Raw genomic sequence first — 22,495 nt, forward strand, 5'->3', positions numbered from 1 at the left:
GCGTACCCGTCAGCCCGTCTGCCGGGCGGCGTGCCGGCCCGCCGCCCGGCCGGAGAACAGGCAGCCGCCGAGGAACGTGCCCTCCAGCGCGTTGTAGCCGTGCACTCCGCCGCCGCCGAAGCCGGCCACCTCGCCCGCCGCGTACAGCCCCTCGATCGGGGTGCCGTCGGCGGCCAGGGCGCGGGAGTCGAGGTCGGTCTGGATGCCGCCGAGGGTCTTGCGGGTCAGCACGTGCATCCGCACGCCGATGAGGGGCCCGGCGGCCGGGTCGAGGATGCGGTGCGGGCCGGCGACCCGGCCGAGGCGGTCGCCGATGTAGCGGCGCGCGTTGCGGATGCCCTGGACCTGGGAGTCCTTGCTGTAGGGGTTGGCGATCTGGAGGTCGCGGGCCTCGATCTGGCGGCGCACCTCGGCCGCGTCCAGCAGCGGCTTGTCGGTGAGGGCGTTCATCTTGCCGACCAGCTGCTCCAGACTGCCCGCGGTCACGAAGTCCGCGCCCCGGTCGAGGAAGGCCTGCACCGGTCCGGGCGCGCCCTTGCCGAGCAGCCGGTCCTTCAGTACGGCGCCCCGGTCCTTGGCGGTGATGTCCGGGTTCTGCTCGGAGCCGGAGAGCGCGAACTCCTTCTCGATGATCTTCCGGGTGAGGATGAACCACGAGTGGTCGTACCCGGCGATGTCCTCGGTGGTGCGCAGGTACTTGAGGGTGCCGAGGGTGTCGTAGCCGGGCAGGCAGGGGTCGGGCAGCCGGCGGCCGAGGGCGTCCAGCCAGATGGAGGACGGGCCGGGCAGGATCCGGATGCCGTGGCCGGGCCAGATCGGGTCCCAGTTCTGCAGGCCCTCGGTGTAGTGCCACATCCGGTCGCGGTTGACCAGGCGGACGCCCGCGCCGGCGCTGATGTCGAGCATGCGGCCGTCGACGTAGGCGGGGACACCGGTGACCATCTCGGCGGGGGGCGTGCCGAGCCGCTCGGGCCAGTAGCGGCGGACGATGTCGTGGTCGGCGCCGATACCGCCGGTGGTGACGACGACCGCCTGGGCGGTGAGTTCGAAGTCGCCGGCGCGGTCGCGGTTGGAGGCCACCCCGCGCGGCGAGCGGTCCTCGGCGAGCACCGTGCCGCGCACCCCGCGGGCCGTGCCGTCCTCGATGACCAGCTCGTCCACCCGGTGGCGGTGGTAGAAGGTGAGCAGCCCGTCCCGGGCGGCCTGGCGGGCGTACGTCACGAACGGCTCGACCACGCCGGTGCCGGTGCCCCAGGCGATGTGGAAGCGGGGCACGGAGTTGCCGTGGCCGTCCGCCCGCAGGTCGCCGCGTTCGGCCCAGCCGACGGTCGGCAGCAGTTCGATGCCGTGCCCCTGGAGCCAGGAGCGCTTCTCGCCGGCCGCGAACTCGACGTAGGCGCGCGCCCAGCGCACCGCCCACGAGTCCTCGTCCGCCAGCCGGTCGAACTGCGCGCTGCCCTGCCAGTCGTTCCAGGCGAGGTCGAAGGAGTCCTTGATGCCGAGGCGGCGCTGCTCCGGGGAGTCGACGAGGAAGAGCCCGCCGAAGGACCAGAACGCCTGGCCGCCGAGGTTGGCGGCGTTCTCCTGGTCGACCAGGGCCACCCTGCGGCCCCGGCGGTTGAGTTCGTGCGCCGCGACGAGCCCGGCGAGGCCCGCTCCGACGACGATGACGTCCGCGTCCATGGCGACTGTGTCCTTCCTGACGGTGCTGGCGGTGCTCATACGGGGGTGCGGCTGCCGTCGGTCAGCAGCGCGGTGAGCAGCTGCTTCAGCCAGGCCCGCGCGGCCTCGACGTCCTTGTCCAGCAGCAGTTGGGTGGTGACCCCGTCGTACGCGGCGACCACGGCGTGCGCGGCACTGTCCACGTCGCCGAGCACGGCGGGCAGTTCGGTGTGGCCGCGGGCCCGGAAGAGCCGGTCGGCGACGGCCTCCCGCAGGCGTGCGCGGTGGTCGAGGAGGGCCCGGGCGACGTCCGGGTCGCGGGCGGCGTGCACCAGGAAGTCGGTCTTGACCAGCAGCCAGTCCACGTCGAGCAGCAGGACCTCGGTGACCCGGTCCACGGCGGCCGGCACGTCGAGGCCGGGCCCGTCCTGGGCCAGGGCCTCGGCGACCTGGGCCGCGATGACGTCGGCGCGGTCCTGGTAGAGGGCGAAGAACAGCTCGTCCAGGGTGGCGAAGTTCGAGTAGAAGGCGCCGCGGCTGTAGCCCGCGGCGTCGCAGATCTCCTCGATGGAGACGCGGCCGAAGCCCTTGGCGGCGAACACCGTGAAGGCGGCGTCGAGCAGCCGGGCCCGGGTCGCGACGCGGCGCCGGGTGACGCGTCTGGGTGTGTCGCCCAGCGGCATCGACATCGGCATCGGCCCTCCATTCGATACATGAATGTATTCGATACACCGATGTATCGAAAGGGGCACGCGAAGACCTCCGCTCCTCCCACAAAGGAAATGGGAACGTATTTTCGATTACGAGGTACGCTGGACGCATGTCCACGCACCTCCAGGGCTCCCTGTTCGACCAGACCGACGAGCTGCGCCTCGGCCCGCTCGCCGGGCTGAGCCGGACCGAGCTGGGCGCCGGCGCCTGGATCGATGTGCTGCCGGGGTGGCTGAGCGGGGCCGACGCCCTGTTCGAACGGCTCGTGGCGGACGTACCCTGGCGCGCCGAGCGCCGCACGATGTACGACCACGTGGTGGACGTGCCGCGGCTGCTGGCCTTCTACGCGGCCGGGGAGCCGCTCCCCCATCCCGTGCTGGACGAGGCACGCGACACCCTGTCCCGGCACTACGCCGAGGAACTGCGGGAGCCCTTCACGACGGCCGGGCTGTGCCTCTACCGCGACGGCCGGGACAGCGTGGCCTGGCACGGGGACCGGATCGGGCGGGGCGCCCGCGAGGACACGATGGTCGCGATCCTCTCCGTCGGCGCGCCCCGGGACCTTCTGCTGCGGCCCCGGGGCACCGGCGGCGCGACCGTCCGGCGCCCGCTCGGGCACGGCGACCTGATCGTGATGGGCGGCTCCTGCCAGCGCACGTGGGAGCACTGCGTGCCGAAGAGCGCGCGGGCCGCCGGAGCGCGCATCAGCGTCCAGTTCCGGCCGCGCGGCGTGCGGTGACGTGTGGGGCACCCGCCGGTGCGCGACGGCTCCCGATCTGGTTGGCTGTCCGACGACGACCAGCGGCCACCGGGGCGGGGAGACCATGCGGGCAGAAGTACACCACGTCGCCGACGGCACCTATCTGGTACACGGCAACAACGTCAACTGGGTGATCCTCAAGGACGGCGACGCCGTCACGCTGGTGGACACCGGCTATCCCGGGGACCGGCAGGGGGTCCTGGAGTCCCTGGCCGCGGTGGGCAGTTCGCCGGAGGCGGTCGCCGCCGTGCTGATCACCCACGCGCACAACGACCATCTCGGCTCGGCGGAGTACCTGCGCGCCACCCACGGCACCCCGGTCGTCCTGCATCCCGTCGAAGTCCGGCACGCGCGCCGGGAGTTCCTGCAGCAGGCCGCCGTCGGCGACGTGGTGCGCAGCATCTGGCGGCCGGGCGTCCTGCCCTGGGCCGTGCACACGCTGCGGGTCGGCGGCATGGAGCAGCACCCGGTCGCCGCCCCCGAGCCGTTCCCGGCCGACGGCCCGCTGGATCTGCCCGGCCGTCCGGTGCCGGTGCACACCCCCGGCCACACCGACGGCCACTGCGTCTACCACCTGCCCGACGCGGGGGTCGTCATCTCCGGCGACGCGCTGGTCAGCGGGCACGCGATCTCGCGGATCAAGGGCCCGCAGCTGCTGACCGACTTCTTCCACCACGACCGCGCCCAGGCGCTCACCTCCCTGAAGCCGATCGGCGAGCTGGCGGGCGACATCCTGCTGCCGGGCCACGGTCCGGTCCACCGGGGCTCGGTGCGCGCGGCGGCCGAACTGGCGCTGGAGCGGGCTTCCTAGGGCCGCGGCAGGCAACGTTTGCCCGTCAAGGAGCGGCGTCCGGTGCGTGCTCTGGGGGTCCCCCCGGCCGAAGGCTGGGGGAGTGCCGGCCGGAAGCCCTCGTACTGGACGTACTCGGGCTTTCGGCCGGTGGGGCGAGTGGGGGCACCCCCGGCCGCAGGCTGAGGGAGCGTGCAGGGCGTCGCGACGGGGCGAACGTTGCCTGTTGCGGCACCAGGGCCGGTCAGGCGGGGAAAGAGCTTTCCGGAACGTCCGCGCGGGGCCTTAGGGTGCGTGGCATGGCCCTGCAGATCAACGCCACGAACCCGGAGCACCCCGCGCTCCTGCTCGCCCTGCCCTGGGACGTGCCGCTTGAGGAGTGGCCCGAGGAGTACCTCGTACCGCTCCCTCGTGGCATCTCGCGGCACGTGGTGCGGTACGCGCACGCCGGTGACGAGGTGATCGCCGTCAAGGAACTGGCCGAGCGGCCCGCGCTGCGCGAGTACGAGCTGCTGCGCGACCTCGACCGGCTCGGCATCCCGGCCGTCGACCCGCTCGCGGTGGTCACCGGCCGCACCGGCGCCGCGGGCGAACCACTGGAGCCGGTCCTGATCACGCGGCATCTGCGCGGCTCGATGCCGTACCGGTCGATGTTCGAGACGACCATGCGCCCGGCGACCATGCACCGGCTGATGGACGCCCTCGCCGTGCTGCTGGTCCGTCTGCACCTGGCCGGGTTCGCCTGGGGCGACTGCTCGCTGTCCAACACTCTCTTCCGGCGTGACGCGGGCGCCTACGCCGCCTATCTCGTCGACGCCGAGACCGGCGACCTGCACCCGCGACTGAGCCCCGGGCAGCGGGAGTACGACCTCGACCTGGCCCGGGTGAACATCAGCGGCGAGCTGCTGGACCTGGAGGCGTCCGGCGCGCTGCACCCGTCGGTCGAGCCGGTGGGGTTCGGGCACGAGATCTGCACCCGGTACCAGGGGCTGTGGCAGGAGCTGACCCGGACCTCGGTGTACCCGGCGGGCAAGTACCACTACATCGAGCGCCGCATCCGACGGCTGAACGAGCTGGGCTTCGACGTGGCCGAGATGCAGATCGAGCACTCCTCGAACGGCGACTCGGTCACCTTCGTGCCGAAGGTCGTGGACGCCGGCCACCACCAGCGCCAACTGCTGCGGCTGACCGGCCTGGACACCGAGGAGAACCAGGCTAGGCGGCTGCTGGGCGACCTGGAGAGCTGGATGGCCACCCAGGACGACTACGCGCCCGGCGATCCCCTCGCCGCCCGTCCCGAGGTGCTCGCCCACCGCTGGGTGCGGGACGTGTTCCGGCCGACCGTGCGGGCCGTGCCGCCGGACCTGCGCGGCTCGATGGACCCGGCCCAGATCTACCACGAGCTCCTGGAGCACCGCTGGTACCTGTCGGAGCACGCTCAGCACGACATCGGCCTCGGCACGGCCGTCGAGGACTACATAGAGAACGTCCTGCCCAGCGCGCGGGCGGCGCTGGAGCCCGCCGGCCCCGAGTAGGTCAGTCGTGCGGGACGACGGCGACCGGGCACCCGGCGTGGTGCAGCACCCCGTGTGCGACCGACCCGATCCGGGCGCCCACCGCGCTGCGGTGCGCCCGGCGCCCGACCACCATCAGCTGGGCCCGGCTCGCCGCCTCCAGCAGCACCTGGCCCGCGCTGCCCATCTCGACCTGCTCGGCCACCGGCACCTCGGGGAACCGCTCCCGCCAGGGCTTCAGCGCCTGGCTCAGGGCCTCCCTCTCGTACGGTTCGAGGCCGCCGGCGTCGTCCAGCAGCTCCAGCGAGCCGGGGCTGTAGGCGAAGACCGGCGGCAGCGTCCACGCCCGCACGGCCCGGACGGTCGCACGGCGCGCCGCCGCCGTCTCGAACGCGAACCGCAGCGCGGCCGCGCTGTCGTCGCCGTCGCCCTGCTGGCCGACCACGACGTCCCGCCCGGCGGCTTCGGCCGCCGCCCTGTCCCCGGCGCGCACGAGCACGACCGGCCCGCTCGCCTCGGCGATCACCTGCCGGCCGACGGAGCCGAGCAGGAACCCGACGAGCGGGCCGTGCCCCCGCGAGCCCAGCACCAGCATCTCGGCCTCCGCCGCCGCCCGGGCCAGCGTGTGCACGGGCTCGCCCTCGACGACGTCGACGGCCGGGTGGAGGCCCGGATGCCGTTCGGCGACGCCCCGCACGGCCTGCGTCACGCCGTCCGACACCCAACCCTGCTGGGTGCTCCGGTCGGCCGTGGCGAGCTGCTCGGTGTAGCGCCACGCGTGCACCACCCGCAGCGGCAGCCCCCGCCGTACCGCTTCCCGGGCGGCCCAGTCCAGTGCGGCCAGGCTCTCCTCGGAACCGTCCACCCCTGCCGTGATCGGGCGTGTCATGCGTGGGCCTCCTCGTCGCCGCGGCGCGTCCTGCGGGACGATCATCTCGCGGCCGCGGCACCGGCGCAGAGACACGGGCACCGGCCCGCGGCCCACACCGACGGGTTCGGGAACCGGCCCGTGCCGGAGCGGCTGCTCGGGCTCATCGGCCGGAGCGGCCACGAACCGTGGACGGTGCCCGCCGGCCCCGAGCGCGACGAGTTCCGTGTGCTCGGGCAGCGCCGGCCGGACTGATCACCGTCTCCTCGGTATCCCGGGGCGGACCGGCGCGATCGAACATACGATGGCTGAGAACCGGTGCGGCGTTCCCCGGACGCCGGCCGCGGGAACCGAAGCTCGGGGTGGGAGAGGCATGACACAGGCCGCCGAGACAGCGCGGACCGTCATCCTGACCGTGGACGACGACCCGGGCGTGTCCCGTGCCGTCGCACGCGATCTGCGGCGGCGCTACGGCGAGTCGTACCGGATCGTGCGGGCGGAATCCGGCCAGTCCGCGCTGGAGGCGCTGCGTGAGCTGAAGCTGCGCGGCGATCTGGTGGCGGTGATCCTGGCCGACTACCGCATGCCGCAGATGAACGGCATCGAGTTCCTGGAGCTGGCGCTCGACGTGTATCCGGGGGCGCGGCGCGTGCTGCTCACCGCGTACGCGGACACGAACGCGGCGATCGACGCGATCAACGTGGTGGATCTCGATCACTATCTGCTCAAACCGTGGGACCCGCCGGAGGAGAAGCTCTATCCGGTGCTCGACGATCTGCTGCAGGCCTGGCGGTGCAGCGCCTACCGGCCCGTGCCCAGCACCAAGGTGGTCGGGCACCGCTGGTCGGCCCGTTCGTCGGACGTGCGCGAGTTCCTGGCCCGCAACCAGGTGCCGTACCGCTGGTACTCGGTGGACGAGCCGGAGGGGCACCGGCTGCTGGCCGCGGCCGGGCAGGACGGTCAGCGGCTGCCGCTGGTGATCACCCCGGACGGCACCGCCCTGGTCGAGCCGGAGGCCCCCGAGCTGGCGGCGAAGGTGGGCCTGGCGACGACGCCCATGGCCGATTTCTACGACCTCGTCGTGATCGGCGGCGGGCCCGCCGGGCTCGGAGCCGCCGTGTACGGGGCCTCCGAGGGGCTTCGGACCGTGCTGGTGGAGCGGTCGGCGACCGGTGGGCAGGCCGGGCAGAGCTCGCGGATCGAGAACTACCTGGGCTTCCCCGACGGGGTCTCCGGCGCCCAGCTCACCGAGCGGGCGCGGCGGCAGGCGGCCCGGTTCGGCGCCGAGATCCTGACCGCGCGGGAGGTGACCGGGCTGGAGGTCAACGGCGCCGCCCGCGTCGTCCGGTTCGCGGACGGTACGGCGATCGCGGCGCACAGCGTGATCCTCGCGACCGGCGTGCAGTACCGGCAGCTGGACGCCGCCGGCTGCACCGACCTGACCGGCTGCGGGGTGTTCTACGGCTCGGCGCTGACCGAGGCGGCGGCCTGCCAGGGGCAGGACATCTACATCGTCGGCGGCGCCAACTCGGCGGGCCAGGCGGCGATGTACCTGTCCCGGGGCGCGAAGTCGGTGACGCTGCTGGTGCGCGGACCGGATCTGTCGGCGTCGATGTCGTACTACCTGATCCAGCAGATCAACGAGGCGCCGAACATCTCGGTGCGCCCGCACACGGTCGTGGAGGCGGCGCACGGCTCGGACCACCTGGAGCAGGTGACGCTGCGGCACACGGGGACCGGGGAGCGCGAACGGGTCGACGCCCAGTGGCTGTTCGTGTTCATCGGTGCCGCCCCGCTGACGGACTGGCTGGGCGATTCCGTGCTGCGCGACGAGCGCGGGTTCATCCTGGCCGGGCCCGACCTGAGCCCCGACGGGAGCCCGCCGCCCGGCTGGGAGCTGGACCGGCCGCCGTACCACCTGGAGACCAGCGTGCCCGGTGTGTTCGTGGCGGGTGACGCGCGCGCCGAGTCCGCGAAGCGCGTCGCGTCCGCCGTCGGCGAGGGAGCCATGGCCGTGATGCTCGTCCATCGCTATCTCGAACAGTCATGAACGGTCTGAAGCAGCCATGAACGGTCTGGAGAGGTCATGAGCGGTCGGATCATGCCGTGCAGTCCGAAGGAGATCAGCTCGCTGTTCCTCTTCGAGAAGCTGAGCCCCGAGCAGCTCGGGCGGCTGTGCAGGGACGGGCGGGTGGAGCTGTTCGAACCCGGCCCGGTCTACACCGAGGGCGACGCCGCCACGTGTTTCTTCGTGATGATCGAGGGCACGGTGGTGCTGTCCCGCCGGGTCGGCGGCGACGACGTGGAGGTCACCCGTTCCTCCCAGTCCGGGGTGTACGCGGGCGCGATGCAGGCCTACATCGGCGACCGGGTGCGGCAGGTCTACAACAACTCGATGCGGGTGACGGTGCCGACCCGCTTCTTCGTGCTGCCGGCGGACGTCTTCGCGGAGGTCATGACCGACTGGTTCCCGATGGCCGTGCATCTGCTGGAGGGGCTGTTCTTCGGATCGAAGAGCGCCCAGGCGACGATCGGGCAGCGGGAGCGGCTGCTGGCGCTCGGCTCGCTGTCGGCGGGGCTCACGCACGAGCTGAACAACCCCGCGGCGGCGGCCGTGCGGGCCACGGCCACGCTGCGCGAACGGGTCGCGAAGATGCGGCACAAGCTGGCCGTGATCGCCGAGGGCCCCTTCTCCCGCGAGGCGTTGGCGAGCCTGATCGAGGTCCAGGAGCGCACCGCCGAGCGGGTCGCCAAGGCCCCGGTGCTCAGCCCGATCGAGGCCGCCGACCGCGAGGACCTGCTGACCGACTGGCTGGACGACCACGGCATGGACAACGGCTGGCAGCTGGCGCCGACCTTCGTGCAGGCCGGGCTCGACGTCGACTGGCTCGAGCAGGTCGCGGCGGCCGTGGACACGGAGATCCTGCCCGGAGCGGTCGGCTGGCTCAACTACACCATCGAGACCGAGCTGTTGATGAACGAGATCGAGGACTCCACCACCCGGATCTCGCATCTCGTGGACGCCGCCAAGCAGTACTCCCAGCTGGACCGGGCGCCGTACCGGGTGGTCGACGTGCACGAACTCCTCGACAGCACCCTGCTGATGCTCTCCGGCAAGATCGGCGCGGGCATCGAGGTCGTCAAGGAGTACGACCGTACGCTCCCGCCGGTGCCCGCCTATCCGGCGGAGCTGAACCAGGTGTGGACCAACCTGATCGACAACGCGGTGTCCGCCGTCAACAGCGCGGGCGGCACGGGCACGTTGACCGTGCGCACGGCGCTCGACCACGAGCGGCTGCTGGTGGAGTTCCGGGACACCGGTCCGGGCGTGCCGCCCGAGAACAAGGACCGGATCTTCGACCCGTTCTTCACCACGAAACCGGTCGGCGAGGGCACCGGGCTGGGTCTGGACATCTCCTGGCGGATCGTCGTCAACAAGCACCACGGCTCGCTGCGCGTGGAGTCGGTGCCCGGCGACACCCGGTTCCAGGTGCTGCTGCCGCTGACCGCCGAGACACCTGACGAGGAGGAGACGGTATGAGCGCGACCGAGGGAACAGAGGCGATCGACCCGGCCGTCCCGCCCAGCGGCACCGGGTGCGTGGAGTGCGAGGAGGCCGGCGGCTGGTGGTTCCATCTGCGCCGGTGCGCGCGGTGCGGACACATCGGCTGCTGCGACGACTCCCCCGAGAAACACGCCACCGCCCACTACCACGCCACGGGACACCCGGTGATCCGGAGCTTCGAGCCGGGCGAGGAATGGTTCTGGGACTACGCCAAGGACGAGTTGTACGTCTCCGGGCCCGAACTCGCCCCGCCGGCCTGCCACCCCGCCGACCAGCCGGTACCCGGCCCGGCGGGACGGGTACCGGCGAACTGGGCCGAGACGCTGCGCTGAGCCGTCGGCGGGCCCGGCGGGCTCAGCGGGCGCAGTTCAGGCGGCCCAGGTCGACGGCGTCGGCCATGGCCTGCATGCCCTTGTCGTTGGGGTGCAGATGGTCGCCGTCGTCGAAGAACGGCAGGATCCGTTCCGGGTCGTAGGGGCTGCGCAGGACCCGGTCGAAGTCGGCGAGCGCGTCGACGTCACGGGTGGTACGCAGGTACCGGTTGACCTGCCGGCGTACGGTCTCGGCGGCCGGGTCCCAGTCGGGCCAGCCCTTGAACGGGCCGACGGTGGCGGCGACGACGCACTTACCGGCCGCGTGCGCCCGCCGGGTGATCTCCCGGTAGCCGGCGACGAGTTGGGCGGCGGTGACACCCGTGTGCGCCTTGATGTCGTTCACGCCCTCGAAGAGGAACACGGTGCGCACGCCCGGCAGGGACAGCACGTCCCGGTCCAGCCGGTGCAGTGCGCTCTGGCCTGCTCCGTCCGCGAGAACCTGGTTGCCGGAGATCCCCTCGTTCGCGACACCCTTGAGGTCGGTGCGGGCGGTGTTCAGGCGCCGGGCGAGGTAGTCGGGCCAGCGGCGGTTCAGGTCGGTGGTGGAGTGCCAGCCGTCGGTGATGGAGTCGCCGAGCGCGGCGACGGCCCGGACGGCGGCGCGGGAGGGCCGTACGGAGACGGCGTCGAGATACCACCAGGACCCGGTCGTCCCCGTCCAGTCGGCGCCGCTCTCCTCGGCCGTGTGGTCACCCCGGCCGGTGTACGACGTCTGCATCGCCATCCCGTGGCCGGTCGCGGGGCCAGCCGCGTGCGGGGTGTGCAGGCTGACGGCGAGGTCCGTGCCGGGCGGCAGCGTGCCGGGCAGCGGATCGCTCCAGACGACGGCGCCCGGCGGCACGGTGACCGAGCGGGCGCCGCCGAAGGTCAGCCGCCGGTTGCTGCCGTGCCGCAGAGCGGCGCCGTGGTCGCGCCGGCCGGCCCAGACGCTGTCCAGGGTCAGCGGGCGGTCGCCGAAGGCGTTGGTCACGCGGACCCGCAGACCGCTTCCGCCGACGCTGGTGTGCACGATCATCCGGTAGCTCTCGTCCGCCGCGCCCTCGCTCATGCGGTCGGCACTGGCGGCCCAGGTGACGACTCCGGTGGCGCGGGTGACGGGCCCGGGCAGGGCGGCGGCCTGAGCGGGCAGGGACTGGCAGACGGCGGCTGTGAGCAGGGCGGCGACGACGCGGCAGCCGCGTCCGATCCTGCCGCTCATCACGCGAAGTCCCGGAGTGTGACGGACTCGCCGGGCCGTACGCGGACGGTCCGGGACGTGCCTGCGTACCCCACGGAGGTCATCGTCCCGCCGATGCTGCAGATGCGCACCTCGGTGGGTCTGCCCTCCCGCCAGGCGAGGTCGACGACGAACCCGCCGCGGGCCCCGGCCCCGGTCACCGAGCCGGCGGCCGCCCAGGCGTCCGGCAGGGCCGGGAGCAGTTCGAGGTGTCCCGGCCGGGAGTACAGCAGCATCTCGGCGACGGCGGCCGGGGTGCCGAAGTTGGCGTCGATCTGGAAGATGCCCCGGCCCTGGGAGACCTCGTAGATGTCGAAGAGGTTGGGGGCGGTGCCGTTGCTGCCGCTCTCGGAGGGGCGCAGGTTGTTGACGACGAGCCGGTAGGCGTTCTCGGCGTTCTTCAGCCGGGCCCAGCACAGGGCGCGCCAGGCGTTGGCCCAGCCGAAGCTGTTCATGCCGCGCGCGGTGAGCAGGGCGGTGGCACCGGCGACGATCCCGGCGGGGGTGGAGCCGTCGGGCCGGATGCGGTCGCCGGGGAAGAGGCCGATCAGCGGGGACAGGTGCCGGTGCGTGGTCTCGCCGAGGTTGTCCGGGGACATCCACTCCTCCAGCCACCCGGTCTTCGGGCTCACCACCGGCAGGTACAGCCGCTCGCGCAGGGTGCCGACGGCGGCCGCGTAGTCGGAGTCCCGCCCCAACCGGGCAGCGGCCGTCCGGTAGTTGCCGAACAGTGCCCACACCAGTTCCTGTGCGTAGGTGATGCCCTTGGCGTCGAGCGGGCCCTGTTCCGGGGACCAGTCGCTGTCGGCGATCAGGACCTCCTGGCCGGTGCCGGGCAGCGTGGTGGGGAGCAGGCGGGCCTCCCAGAACTCGCAGGCGCCCTTCAACAGCGGGTAGATCTTGGCCAGATGGGTGCGGGAGCCGGTGAACTCGTAGTGCTCGAACAGGGTGTTGGCGAGCCAGGCGTTGCCGGCGGGGTGCCACCACCAGCCGCCCCCGCCGTGGGGGTTGGTGGAGATGGCCAGGGTCCAGCCGGCGTTCGTTCCGCCGGAGTTGCGGTAGCGGTTGCGCGGGTCGCCGAACAGGCGCCGGGTGAGGTCGGTCCAGGACGGGAGCTGGGCGAGGCAGTAGTCGGTGAGGGCGTCGAAGCACGGGGTGAGGCCCGCCCGGTCGGCCATCCAGTAGTTCATCTGGAGGTTGATGTCGGTGTGGTAGTCGCCCATCCAGTCCGGGTCGTTGCCGTCGAGCCAGAGCCCCTGGAGGCCGAGCGGCAGGCTGCCCCGGGAGCCGGAGATCATCAGGTATCGGCCGAACTGGACGTAGGCCGCTTCCAGTTCGGGGTCCGGTGCGCCGTCCCGGGCGCGGGCCTGGATCCGCTCCCAGGTGTCCCGTGCGCGCTGCTCGGCGGTCGAGGTGCCGAGGGAGAGGCCGAACCGGTCGAAGAGGGCGCGGTGGTCGGCGGTGTGCGTGCGCAGCAGGGTGGCGGCGGAGTGGCGGGCGGCGGCGCGCACCTTGCCGCGGGCCAGCGTCAGGGGGTCGAGGGACGGGTCGCGGTAGTGGGCGGCGGGGTCGGGCGCGTAGTTCGTGCCGCCGCTCAGGATCACCGTCAGCTCCCGGCAGCCGGAGAAGGTGATGCGGGGGCCGTCGACCCGGACGCTGCCGCCGTTGCCGTGGGCGGTGACGGCGGCGCCGTACGTCAGCCCGTTGGGGAACGCCCCGGCAAAGGAGTCGGCCGCGCCCCCGGTCTCTCCGTGGGTGCCGTCGAGGGTGACGGTGCCGGTGTACTGTCCGCCGCCGCTCTGCGTGAGGTGCAGGACGAGGACGTCGTCGGGGCGGCTGGCGAACAGCTGCCGCCGGTAGGTGACTCCGGCGCGGACGTACGACGTCGTCACGACGCCCTGGGCGAGGTCGAGGGTGCGGCGGTAGCCGTTGACGGCGGACAGGTCGTGGTCCGGCACGTCGACGGTGAGCCGGGCGAGCAGGGTGAGGGAGCCGAAGTCGTCGCGGCCGTAGGGGAACTGGCCGTCGGAGTCGAGGGTGTCGTTGCGGCCGCCGGTCCACATCGTGGCATCGGTGACGAGCAGCAGTTCCCGGCCGGGGTCGTTGGTCGCGAGGGCGCCGAGCCGGCCGTTGCCGATGGGCAGGCCCTGGGTGATCAGCGACTTCTCATCGGCCGGTGCCTGCCACCAGAGCTGGTGCCGGGGATCCGCCACGGGCCCCTCGGCCGGGCGCCGCGGCGCGGCGGTGGCGGTGAACGCGGGCAGCGTGACGAGCGCTCCGGTGGCGGCGGCGAGGGCGAGGAAGCCGCGTCTGCTGGGAGGGGTGTCCATGGCGGGCTCCGATCTCACTGGCGCGGCGATACGGGGACGTCGATGCGGTCGATGTCCGGTGCGTAGTTCGAACCGCTGTCGAACGTCACGGTGTTGGCGCCTGCTTTGAGGGTGACGGGGACGCTCACGGTCTCGACGGTGCTCCAGTCGCCGGTCGAGGGGAAGCGATGGGACACCGCCGCACCGGAGTTGGCCGAGATGTTGACCGACCGGGCGTCCCCGCTGACGTACGCGACCTTGACGAGATACGTGCCGGGTCGGTCCACGACGATGTCGTTGAAGCGGAGGGCGCCGCCGAGGTAGAGGTTGCCGACCTTCTTGCCGCCGGAGCAGGCGGAGCAGTCGGCGACGGAGGCGTTGCCGGTCAGGGTGTTGGCGGCGGACTCGGCCTCGTGGCCGGTGGTCCGCAGCGCGCTGCCGTGCGGGGTGACGGTGAACAGGCGGGAGCCGTGCGCGGGCAGGGCCTCGGTGATCCTGTTCTTGTACGAGCCCACGTTCTCGTGGTTCCACAGGTCCCGCACGGACGCCCTGCCGGTGAAGCCGAGGGCGGAGAAGTCGGCGGTGACGGCGGCGGGGTGGTCGGCGAGGTTGAACAGGGCGACCGTGTACGTCCCGTCGGGGCTCTTCGCCGCCCAGACCTGCTGCGGGTCGGAGGGGGTGACCGGCCGGGCGGGCGGGGTGCCGCCCTGGTCGACGGCGATGACCTCGCGGTTGGTGAGGAGCTTGACGCCGTAGTCGTCCAGCCTGGTGAGGTCGTCGCCGGTGTAGAGAGGCGACTTGGCGATGGCCCACAGCGTGGCGTAGCTCTGCCGCTCGGCCTCGGTCAGGCCGTCCATGGCGCCGTTGCCGATGTCGAGGGAGTCGAGGTCGTTCCAGCCGCCGGGGCCCGCGTGCCGCGTCCAGCCGGGGGTGTCGTCGAAGCGGTCGTCGACGGAGTTCTCCCAGGTGACGAGGGTGTTGCAGTAGCACTCGACATCGGTGTCGATGCGCCAGCCGTCGGAGTACTTCTTCCAGTCGGCGGCGTGGCCGATGTCCAGGGACCAGGAGAGCTCCAGATGGACGGGACGGCCGGTGGCGGCGAGGGCCTGCTGCCAGGCGGCCACGTCGGCGACGTTGTCGTAGTTGTCCCCGCTCTTGAAGGAGCCGGGGCCGACGCCGTCGAGCTTGAGGAAGTCGTAGCCCCAGGAGGTCAGCAACCGGGCCTGCGAGTCGATGTACTTCTGGGCGCAGGGTTTGGCCAGGTCGAGTTTGTAGGCGCTGTCCCAGCCGTTGGTCGTGCGCAGGTCGTTGTAGACGATGCCGGCGGTGGTGCAGCCGTCGGCGTGCCAGACGGGCACCTTGCCGTCGCCGTAGGCCTCCTTCTCCAGGCCGACCGGCAGATAGATCCCGGCCTTCAGGCCGAGCGCGTGGATGCGGTCGGCGACCGCCTTCATGCCGTGCGGGAAGCGGACCGGGTCGGCCTGCTGGCGTGCGTAGCCGTCGTACCCGGGCTTCCAGCTGTTGTCCCGCCACCAGCCCGAGTCGATGTCGATGTAGTCGTAGCCGTACGGCTTCAGCTTGGTGGCCAGGGCGCCGGCCTGCTTCAGGACGTTGGCCTCGGTGAGGTAGCTGTAGTCGCCGTCCGGGTTGAGGCCGGGGTACTTGGAGGACTGCATGCTCCAACTGGACCAGCCCATATAGGGCTTGGTCGCCATCACCGGCTCAGGCGCCGCGTGTGCGGTGGCCGGGACGGCGGTCGCGAGGCCCGCGGTGAGGGCCAGGACGACGGCGGCTCTGAGCCCGCGGGCGGGCAGCACGGAGTGCGAGGGTGACCGCATGGGCCGTACCTCCAGGGTGGGTTCGGGCAGGGCGGTTCAGCCCTGCCCGGTGCCGGGGGTGTGGGTGATGAAGGACTGGATCGCGGCGGCCGCGGCGCCGCGTGCCCACTCCTCGAAGGGCAGCGGGCGGGTCAGGACGTCGCACCGGGCAGCGGAGCCGAATGCGGCCGTGGTGAACGCCCGGCGGATCTGGTCGGCGAAGAGGTCGTAGGCCGCGAGGCCCTCGCCGGAGATGATCACGCGCTCGGGGCCGAGCAGGTTGGCCACGGTGGCGATGCCCCGGCCGATGGCCTCCCCGGCGCGCTCGTACACCTCGCGGGCGCCTGGCACGCCGTCGCGTGCTAGGGCCACCGCCTGTGTGACGCCGGTGACATGACGGTCCGTCACCGCACGCATGCGGGCGACGATCGCGGACTCGCCGGCGATCGCCTCGACACAGCCGCGGTTGCCGCAGTGGCAGGCGGGTCCGGCGGGGTCCACGACGACGTGGCCGATCTCCCCGGCCACGCCATGGGCACCGGCGACCACCCGCCCGTGCACGACGAGCCCGCAGCCGATGCCGGTGCCGACGGTCACGAGGGCGAAGTCCGCGAGCCCGGCGCCTGCGCCGAACCACTGCTCGGCGACGGTGAGCGCGCGCACGTCGTGGTCGACGGTGACCGGCAGTCCGGTGGTGGTCGCGGCGAGGTCGGCGAGGGGCACGTCCCGCCAGTCCAGGAACGGCGAGTAGCGTACGACGCCCTCGGCGCGGTCGACGTCGCCGGAGACGGCGATGCCGAGCCCGGCCACCGGCGCGTCCGACTCGGCCGCGTGCGCGAGGAGTTCCTGGACGAGCTCCGCGATCGAGGCCAGCACGGGTCCGGGCGCCCGGTCGGGCAGGGGCCGGCGCCGGGCGACCCGGATGCGGCAGCACAGGTCCGTCAGGACCGCGATCAGCTCGCCGCCGGTGACCTTCACCCCGAGGAACAGGGCCCGTTCGCCGTTGACCCGGACCAGGGCGGCGGGGCGGCCGGGGGTGGGCCGGGCGTCGTCGTCGGCGCCCTCGGCCAGGTATCCGGCGGCCAGCAGGGGACGTACGGCCTTGGTGACGGCGGCCGCGGACAGCCCGGCCCGGCGGCCCGCCTCCAGCCGGGTCAGCGGGCCGTGGGACAGCACCGCCGTGAAGACCTGCGCGGCGGCCGGCGTGTGGGCGGGGAACGCCTCGGCGTGCGGGGTCGAACGCATGGCCGGGAACCTAAGGCCGTTATTTTCCGCTGTCAATAAAAGAAACAGGTGCTGTTACGGAGGCAGTTGGGGCAGCCACGGGCGTCCGCGCGGACAACTGCGCGGCCCGGACACGCGGATGCCCCGCACGAGGCGGGGCATCCAGGGGTACGGCGCGCGCGTCAGGGACGGGCGGCCGGGGTGTTGGCGGCGGTGACGTTGACCGCGGCCCACGCCTTGTCCACCGTCTTGTACTCGGTGCTGTTCGCGCCGTACAGGTCCTTGGCCGCCTGCAGCGTCGCGACGCGCGCGCCGTGGAAGTCGGTCGTGGAGACCATGTAGCGGGTCAGCGCACGGTAGAAGATGGCGGTGGCCTTGGTGCGGCCGATGCCCTTGACCGTGGAGTGGTTGGAGGTCGGCGAGTCGTAGGCGACGCCGTTGATCGTCTTCTTGCCGCTGCCCTCGGCGAGGAGGTAGTAGGCGTGCGAGGAGACACCGGAGCCCGCGTGCACCTCGGTGTAGTAGGTGTCCGGCGTCCAGGAGTCGATCGTGCCCTCGAGCTTGTCGAGCGAGGGGTGGTCCAGGCGGCGCAGGAACTTCTGCGCGAGGCCCAGCTTCTCGCCGATCAGGTAGTCCGGCGTGTCGTTCTTGTTGTTGGCGTAGAACTCGACGTTCGAGCCGAAGACGTCCGCGAGGGACTCGTTCAGCGCGCCGGGCTCGCCGTACTGGTTGCCCTGCGCGTCGACGTAGGTCGGCTCCAGCTTGGCGGTCGCGTCGACGACGCCGTGGGTCAGCTCGTGACCGGTGACGTCGAGGACGACGAGCGGCTTCTTGAAGGTCTTGCCGTCGCCGTCGCCGTACAGCATGCAGTTGCAGGTCGGGTCCCAGAAGGCGTTGGCGACCCTGCTGCCCCAGTGGACCATGCCCTGGGCGGCCTTGCTGTTGTCGGCTATGCCCTTGCGGCCGAAGGTGGACCGGTAGAAGTCCAGCGTCTTCGTGATGCCGTACTGGGCGTCCGCGGCGGCGCTGGCCCGGTTGCCCGTCGTGCCGTTGCCCCACACGTCGGTGGTGCTGGTGAACGTCGAACCCGCGCTGAACTTCTCGGTGGTCGAGCCCTTGGCGTCGCGCGTCTCGGTGCCGTACCGGGTCGGGTCCTTGAGCAGGTAGTGACCCTTCGAGGTGGCCGTGGTGGTCAGGCCGACGGTGCCCACGAAGAGGGTCTTGCCGGTGCCCTTGCCCGCCGTGGGGTACGGGGCGACGCCGGAGGCGGCCAGGGCGGAGTCGGGCGCGGCGGCTGTGCCGGTGGCCGGGTCCAGCGTCTGGCCGTGCTTGCGCAGGTCGGCGAGCAGCTTCGGGGACAGGAACTCGTCACTGTCGGGGGTGTTGCTGCGCACCTTGCCGGTGACGGCGTCGACGACGACCGTGTTGGTGCCCTGCTGGTCGGTCACCGTCACCTGGTAGGCGAGGGCGGAGGCGCCGGCGCGGGCGTCGACCACGAGCCGGGCGCTGCCCGCGTCGCCCTTGGCGACCTGGGCGGCCTTGGCGGCGGCCTGCTGCGCGGTCAGCCTGGCCCGGGTGGTGGCCGGCGTGACGGTGTGGCCGGCCGCACGGGTCACGCCCGTGTAGGCGAGCTCGGCGTCGAGGTGGACGACGAGGTCGCCGCCGAGCACCGGCATGCCGCTGTGGGTGCGGGCGAAGCGGACGTGCCGCGCGCCCTCGGGGTCGATCATCACGTCCTGGGCGTGCAGTTCGTCGCCCTGCGCGACGCCGGTCGCCGAGGCGTGGGTGAAGGCCGCGGTCCGCGCCGCCTTCACCACCGCCGCCGAGGTGTTCGTGCCGGCGGACGCGGCGGACCGCTCCACCCCCGTGTCGGGGCCCGCGAAGGCCGTACCGGCCAGGCCCGTGGCAGCGGTCGTCACCGCGACGGCGACGGCGACGCTGCGTATGTGCGGTCTACGCACTGATCAGGGTTCCTTCGTTCGAAGGCGGCCGGGATCGCCAACCGCCTTGCGGCGTGGCACGGTTCGGCGCCACGGGGACCGGACCGGCCCCGAGGGGTAACCCTTACGGATCAGTCATGTGCACGTAAAGACGGAATGATCGATTTCGCAATATTCCATGACAATCCTTTACGAACATGCGCCACAGAGTGATCACAAGCTGACCAACTGTGTGTCGGCTGTGGAGACGGCGACCCAATCCCCTAGGTTCCAGGGCCGGAATGTGATCGATGTCGCATCACATGTCGTACGGAGGGAAGTGGGTGCCGGATGGTCTCAGCAACGGTGGGTCGGGGCGCGGTCCTCGGCGCGGTCGTGCTCTCGCTCCTCGCGGTTCCGGCACGGGCCGCGACGGCGGAGCCCGACACCGCGGAGCAGGCGGCGCTCGCGGCGCCCGACACCGCGGGCGTGGCCGCGGCGCTGCGGTCGGCGGTGACCGCGGGCGCGCCGGGCGCCATGGCGCGGATCGACGACCACGGCACGGCGTACGGGCTGACGCGCGGCCTCGCCGACCGGAGCACCCGGCGGGCCCTGACCACCGACGACCGGTTCCGCATCGGCAGTGTCACCAAGACCTTCTCGGCCGTGGTCCTGCTCCAGCTCGTCGACGAACACCGGCTGTCGCTCGACGCACCGGTCAACCGCTATCTGCCGAAGCTGCTGCCGGACGACCGGATCACCGTCCGCCATCTGCTCAGCCACCGCAGCGGCCTGTACGACTACACCAACGACATGTTCGCGGACAGCGAGTCCGGCTTCGAGGCGGTGCGGAACAAGGTCTTCACCTACCGCCAGCTGGTCGACCTCTCCCTGAAGAAGCCCCGCACCAACGCGCCCGGCGCCGCGTACGCGTACTCCAACACCAACTTCGTGGTCGTCGGGATGCTCATCGAGAAGCTCACGGGGCACTCCGTGCGGACGGCGTACGAGGAGCGCGTCTTCAAGCCGCTCAAGCTGCACGACACGTTCTACGTCCACCCGAGGACCACGATCCCGGGCCGGTACGCCCGCGGATACCTCGACCCCGGCCGGGCCGGCGCCCCGCTGATCGACGCCACCGCACAGACGGTGTCGTGGGCGCAGAGCGCGGGCGCGATCATCTCCAGCACACGGGACCTCGACACGTTCTACTCCGCCTTGCTGCGCGGCAGGCTGCTGTCCGCCGCGCGGCTCCGCGAGATGGAGCGGTTCAGCCGGGTCGACAGCACGACGGCGTACGGGCTGGGGCTGCGCAGGCGCTCGCTGCCGTGCGGCGTGTCCGTGTACGGGCACACCGGGATCGTGCAGGGGTACTACACCTACGCCTTCGCCACGAAGGACGGCTCGCGCAGTCTCGCGGCCGTCGCCAACACGTCGAACAACGGGCAGGTGCAGCAGGCGATGTGGGGTGTGCTGGATTCGGCGTTCTGCGGGAAGTCCGCGAAGGCGAGCGACGGGAACGGGAAGAAGTAGGAAGGAGCAGGAGGTCTCGTCCGGGACGCGGGAACCTCCTCACGGGCGCACGGCGTTCTCCCAGGCATGACGTCCGAGTTGGTGCCCGGCGCGAATCTGGTCCTGCCCGACGGCCCGGTCCGGCTTCGGGTGGCCGGTGCGTTCGATGTGTCCGCGCTGGTCACCGGGGCCGACGGGAAGGTCGGGTCCGACGCGGACCTCGTGTTCTACAACCAGCCGCGGGCGCCCGGGGTTCGGCTGCTCGGTGACACCCTGACCGTCGAGCCGGGGCGGCTGCGCGGCGGTGCGTGCCGCGTCACCGTCGTCGTCAGCGCGGCCGAGCCCGGTGCGGCGCTCGGGCGGCTGCCCCCTCCGCGGCTCGAGGTCGGCGACGGCAACGGGCGGCCGGTGGCCCGCTTCACGCCGCCGCGCCCCGGACCCGAGACCGTGCTGCTGCTCGCCGAGTTGTATCCGCGGGCCGGCTGCGGCTGGAAGCTGCGGGCGATCGGGCAGGGGTACGCGGACGGGCTGGCGGGGCTCGCCCGGGACTTCGGGGTGGACGTCACCGACGACGGCGGGCAGGGCGGCATGGGGGACGGCTCCGGCTCCGGCTCCGGCTCCGGCTCCGGCTCCGGCTCCGGCTCCGGGGCGGCCGTACCGGCGCCGCGCCCGCCCGGCCACCGGCCCGCCGGGTTCTCCGCCCCGCCCGGCTCCCGTCCCACCGCCGGCTCCGTACCGCCCGCCGACGACCGTTTCCTCCTGTTGGTCAACTCGGCTCGTGCGCAGGCGGGTTCGCCCGGTGTCGCCCTCGATCCACGGCTCCTCACCGCCGCGCGCTCGCACGCCCGGGCCATGGCGGAGGCGGGGCGGCTCGGGGCCGAGGGGCGGGACGGGGTGTCCGTGCACCAGCGGATCACCGGCGCCGGGTACGCGTACATCGGCGTCGGCGAGCATCTGGTCTCCGGGCCGCGTTCCCCGGCGGAGTTCGTGGAGTACTGCCTGGGATCCGGGCGGGCCCGGCGGACGCTGCTCGACCCCCGGTTCCGGCATGCCGCCCTCGCCCACACCGATGCCGGCGACCGGTACTGGACCGCGCTCTGGGCCGCTCCGCTGACGCCGGACGCCCTGTCCCGTACGGCGGCCGAGGTGGTCGCGCTCACCAACACCGAGCGGGGCCGGGCCGGGCTGCCGCCGCTGGCCGTCGATCCGCTGCTCACGGCGGCCGCGCAGGCACACTGCGCGGACATGATCGCCCGTGACTTCTACGACCACGTCAGCCCCGACGGCACCCGGCCCTGGGACCGGGCCGCCGCCGCGGGCTCCCGGCTGCGCACGATCGGCGAGAACATCGCCTGCGGCCAGCGCTCCCCCGCCGAGGTCGTGGAGGGGTGGATGAACAGCCCCGGGCATCGCGCCAACATCCTCAAGCGGGACTTCGGTCACCTGGGCGTCGGCTTCGCGGGCGGCGGCCGCGCGGGCACGTACTGGGCCCAGTTGTTCGGTGGCTGACCGGGCACTTTCCGTCATCTTGGCGGAATGATGGCTTCCGGGACACGATGCCCGGCATGAAGGGTGACCTCTTTTCCAGTGAGCGCGTGGTGCAGCCCGCCACGCAGCCGGGCATGTCCGTCGAGAACGCCAAGTGCGTCCGCTACACGGTGAACGGCGAGATGTACGCCCGCCAGGGTGCGATGGTCGCCTACCGGGGCGACCTGAAGTTCGAGCGCAAGGGCCAGGGCGTGGGCGGCATGCTCAAGCGTGCGGTCACCGGTGAGGGGCTGCCGCTCATGGCGGTGCGCGGGCAGGGCGAGGCCTGGTTCGCGCACGAGGCGCAGAACTGCTTCATCGTCGAGATCGAGCAGGGCGACCGGTTCACGGTCAACGGGCGCAACGTGCTGTGCTTCGACCCCTCGCTGTCGTACGAGATCAGGACCGTGAAGGGGTCCGGCATCGCCGGCGGCGGACTGTTCAACAGCGTGTTCTCCGGGCAGGGTCGGCTCGGGCTGGTCTGTGAGGGCAATCCGCTGGTCATCCCCGTTTCCCCGCAGTCCCCGGTGTTCGTCGACACGGACGCGGTGGTCGGCTGGACAGCCCGCCTGGAGACCTCGCTGCACCGCTCCCAGTCCATCGGCTCGATGCTCCGCGGCGGTTCGGGCGAAGCCGTGCAGCTGATGCTCCAGGGCGAGGGCTTCGTCGTGGTGCGGCCGAGCGAGGCGACCCCGCAGAAGGCGCAGCAGCACTGAACCTCCACAAC

The 22,495-nt window shown here is 72.4% G+C and carries 17 protein-coding genes; 9 read left to right on the top strand and 8 right to left on the bottom strand.

All coding sequences use genetic code 11. The annotated features are described in order from the left end of the window. Positions 1–9: 9 nt before the first annotated feature. Together BIV23_RS36255 and BIV23_RS36260 are read right to left on the bottom strand one after the other, a co-directional pair. Entirely contained in the window at positions 10–1,683 is a 1,674-nt protein-coding gene (locus BIV23_RS36255; protein WP_071385376.1) for an FAD-binding dehydrogenase, read from the bottom strand. Positions 1,684–1,718: 35 nt separating this feature from the next. Further along, entirely contained in the window at positions 1,719–2,357 is a 639-nt protein-coding gene (locus BIV23_RS36260) for a TetR/AcrR family transcriptional regulator (protein WP_245790822.1), read from the bottom strand. A gap of 125 nt (positions 2,358–2,482) precedes the next feature. Between BIV23_RS36260 and BIV23_RS36265 the strand changes: the two genes are divergently transcribed. From BIV23_RS36265 to BIV23_RS36275, 3 genes are all read left to right on the top strand, one after another. Continuing rightward, positions 2,483–3,112, top strand: coding sequence for an alpha-ketoglutarate-dependent dioxygenase AlkB (locus BIV23_RS36265; protein ID WP_071385220.1), 630 nt, complete (start codon positions 2,483–2,485; stop codon positions 3,110–3,112). A gap of 85 nt (positions 3,113–3,197) precedes the next feature. Further along, the gene (locus tag BIV23_RS36270; protein WP_071385221.1) at positions 3,198–3,944 is read left to right on the top strand and encodes an MBL fold metallo-hydrolase; all 747 of its coding nucleotides are present in this window, start codon (positions 3,198–3,200) and stop codon (positions 3,942–3,944) included. 278 nt (positions 3,945–4,222) lie between these two features. Then, a complete protein-coding gene (locus BIV23_RS36275; protein WP_071385222.1) occupies positions 4,223–5,458 on the top strand; it encodes a DUF4032 domain-containing protein in 1,236 nt (411 codons plus the stop codon). Between the two features lies 1 nt (position 5,459). Here the strand turns inward: BIV23_RS36275 and BIV23_RS36280 are convergent, their stop codons facing one another. Further along, complete coding sequence (locus BIV23_RS36280; RefSeq protein ID WP_071385223.1) at positions 5,460–6,326, bottom strand: universal stress protein; 867 nt, start codon at positions 6,324–6,326, stop codon at positions 5,460–5,462. A 352-nt stretch (positions 6,327–6,678) separates the two neighbouring features. On the opposite strand from BIV23_RS36280, the gene BIV23_RS36285 reads away from it, so the two are divergent. From BIV23_RS36285 to BIV23_RS36295, 3 genes are read left to right on the top strand one after another with little or no spacing between them, the layout of a single operon-like run. Beyond that, complete coding sequence (locus BIV23_RS36285) at positions 6,679–8,355, top strand: NAD(P)/FAD-dependent oxidoreductase (protein ID WP_071385224.1); 1,677 nt, start codon at positions 6,679–6,681, stop codon at positions 8,353–8,355. Between the two features lie 36 nt (positions 8,356–8,391). After that, positions 8,392–9,846 carry an ATP-binding protein gene (locus tag BIV23_RS36290; protein WP_071385225.1) on the top strand — a complete coding sequence of 485 codons (1,455 nt, stop codon included), beginning with the start codon at positions 8,392–8,394 and terminating at the stop codon, positions 9,844–9,846. Next, a complete protein-coding gene (locus tag BIV23_RS36295; RefSeq protein ID WP_071385226.1) occupies positions 9,843–10,202 on the top strand; it encodes a UBP-type zinc finger domain-containing protein in 360 nt (119 codons plus the stop codon). Before BIV23_RS36290 ends, BIV23_RS36295 begins: the two co-directional genes overlap by 4 nt. 22 nt (positions 10,203–10,224) lie before the next feature. On the opposite strand, the gene BIV23_RS36300 is transcribed toward BIV23_RS36295, so the two are convergent. The 5 genes from BIV23_RS36300 to BIV23_RS36320 form a co-directional block, all read right to left on the bottom strand. Next, entirely contained in the window at positions 10,225–11,442 is a 1,218-nt protein-coding gene (locus BIV23_RS36300; RefSeq protein WP_071385227.1) for an SGNH/GDSL hydrolase family protein, read from the bottom strand. Next, positions 11,442–13,790: a glycosyl hydrolase family 95 catalytic domain-containing protein gene (locus BIV23_RS36305; protein ID WP_071385228.1), complete on the bottom strand. Its 2,349-nt coding sequence runs from the start codon at positions 13,788–13,790 to the stop codon at positions 11,442–11,444. The genes BIV23_RS36300 and BIV23_RS36305 overlap by 1 nt, the downstream gene beginning before the upstream one ends. Before the next feature lie 14 nt (positions 13,791–13,804). Continuing rightward, entirely contained in the window at positions 13,805–15,607 is a 1,803-nt protein-coding gene (locus BIV23_RS36310) for an alpha-galactosidase D (protein WP_071385229.1), read from the bottom strand. A 36-nt stretch (positions 15,608–15,643) separates the two neighbouring features. Continuing rightward, positions 15,644–16,831: an ROK family transcriptional regulator gene (locus tag BIV23_RS36315; RefSeq protein ID WP_071385230.1), complete on the bottom strand. Its 1,188-nt coding sequence runs from the start codon at positions 16,829–16,831 to the stop codon at positions 15,644–15,646. 161 nt (positions 16,832–16,992) lie between these two features. Further along, positions 16,993–18,771 (bottom strand): M4 family metallopeptidase, encoded by a 1,779-nt coding sequence (locus tag BIV23_RS36320; RefSeq protein WP_071385231.1) that lies wholly within the window; start codon positions 18,769–18,771, stop codon positions 16,993–16,995. Between the two features lie 309 nt (positions 18,772–19,080). On the opposite strand from BIV23_RS36320, the gene BIV23_RS36325 reads away from it, so the two are divergent. The 3 genes from BIV23_RS36325 to BIV23_RS36335 all read left to right on the top strand — a co-directional run bounded on the left by BIV23_RS36325 (position 19,081) and on the right by BIV23_RS36335 (position 22,484). Next, a complete protein-coding gene (locus tag BIV23_RS36325; RefSeq protein WP_071385232.1) occupies positions 19,081–20,262 on the top strand; it encodes a serine hydrolase domain-containing protein in 1,182 nt (393 codons plus the stop codon). Between the two features lie 66 nt (positions 20,263–20,328). Further along, the gene (locus tag BIV23_RS36330; protein ID WP_071385233.1) at positions 20,329–21,750 is read left to right on the top strand and encodes a CAP domain-containing protein; all 1,422 of its coding nucleotides are present in this window, start codon (positions 20,329–20,331) and stop codon (positions 21,748–21,750) included. 56 nt (positions 21,751–21,806) lie between these two features. Continuing rightward, positions 21,807–22,484, top strand: coding sequence for an AIM24 family protein (locus tag BIV23_RS36335; RefSeq protein ID WP_071385378.1), 678 nt, complete (start codon positions 21,807–21,809; stop codon positions 22,482–22,484). Positions 22,485–22,495 lie beyond the last annotated feature (11 nt).

Source organism: Streptomyces monashensis (assembly GCF_001866665.1).
Taxonomy (GTDB): domain Bacteria; phylum Actinomycetota; class Actinomycetes; order Streptomycetales; family Streptomycetaceae; genus Streptomyces; species Streptomyces monashensis.

Excerpts from the sequence above, each read along its gene's own strand:
- BIV23_RS36255 (WP_071385376.1), bottom strand. The coding sequence starts at position 1,683 with ATGGACGCGGACGTCATCGTCGTCGGAGCGGGCCTCGCCGGGCTCGTC.
- BIV23_RS36260 (WP_245790822.1), bottom strand. The coding sequence starts at position 2,357 with ATGCCGATGTCGATGCCGCTGGGCGACACACCCAGACGCGTCACCCGG.
- BIV23_RS36265 (WP_071385220.1), top strand. The coding sequence starts at position 2,483 with ATGTCCACGCACCTCCAGGGCTCCCTGTTCGACCAGACCGACGAGCTG.
- BIV23_RS36270 (WP_071385221.1), top strand. The coding sequence starts at position 3,198 with ATGCGGGCAGAAGTACACCACGTCGCCGACGGCACCTATCTGGTACAC.
- BIV23_RS36275 (WP_071385222.1), top strand. The coding sequence starts at position 4,223 with ATGGCCCTGCAGATCAACGCCACGAACCCGGAGCACCCCGCGCTCCTG.
- BIV23_RS36280 (WP_071385223.1), bottom strand. The coding sequence starts at position 6,326 with ATGACACGCCCGATCACGGCAGGGGTGGACGGTTCCGAGGAGAGCCTG.
- BIV23_RS36285 (WP_071385224.1), top strand. The coding sequence starts at position 6,679 with ATGACACAGGCCGCCGAGACAGCGCGGACCGTCATCCTGACCGTGGAC.
- BIV23_RS36290 (WP_071385225.1), top strand. The coding sequence starts at position 8,392 with ATGAGCGGTCGGATCATGCCGTGCAGTCCGAAGGAGATCAGCTCGCTG.
- BIV23_RS36295 (WP_071385226.1), top strand. The coding sequence starts at position 9,843 with ATGAGCGCGACCGAGGGAACAGAGGCGATCGACCCGGCCGTCCCGCCC.
- BIV23_RS36300 (WP_071385227.1), bottom strand. The coding sequence starts at position 11,442 with ATGAGCGGCAGGATCGGACGCGGCTGCCGCGTCGTCGCCGCCCTGCTC.
- BIV23_RS36305 (WP_071385228.1), bottom strand. The coding sequence starts at position 13,790 with ATGGACACCCCTCCCAGCAGACGCGGCTTCCTCGCCCTCGCCGCCGCC.
- BIV23_RS36310 (WP_071385229.1), bottom strand. The coding sequence starts at position 15,607 with ATGCGGTCACCCTCGCACTCCGTGCTGCCCGCCCGCGGGCTCAGAGCC.
- BIV23_RS36315 (WP_071385230.1), bottom strand. The coding sequence starts at position 16,831 with ATGCGTTCGACCCCGCACGCCGAGGCGTTCCCCGCCCACACGCCGGCC.
- BIV23_RS36325 (WP_071385232.1), top strand. The coding sequence starts at position 19,081 with ATGGTCTCAGCAACGGTGGGTCGGGGCGCGGTCCTCGGCGCGGTCGTG.
- BIV23_RS36330 (WP_071385233.1), top strand. The coding sequence starts at position 20,329 with ATGACGTCCGAGTTGGTGCCCGGCGCGAATCTGGTCCTGCCCGACGGC.
- BIV23_RS36335 (WP_071385378.1), top strand. The coding sequence starts at position 21,807 with ATGAAGGGTGACCTCTTTTCCAGTGAGCGCGTGGTGCAGCCCGCCACG.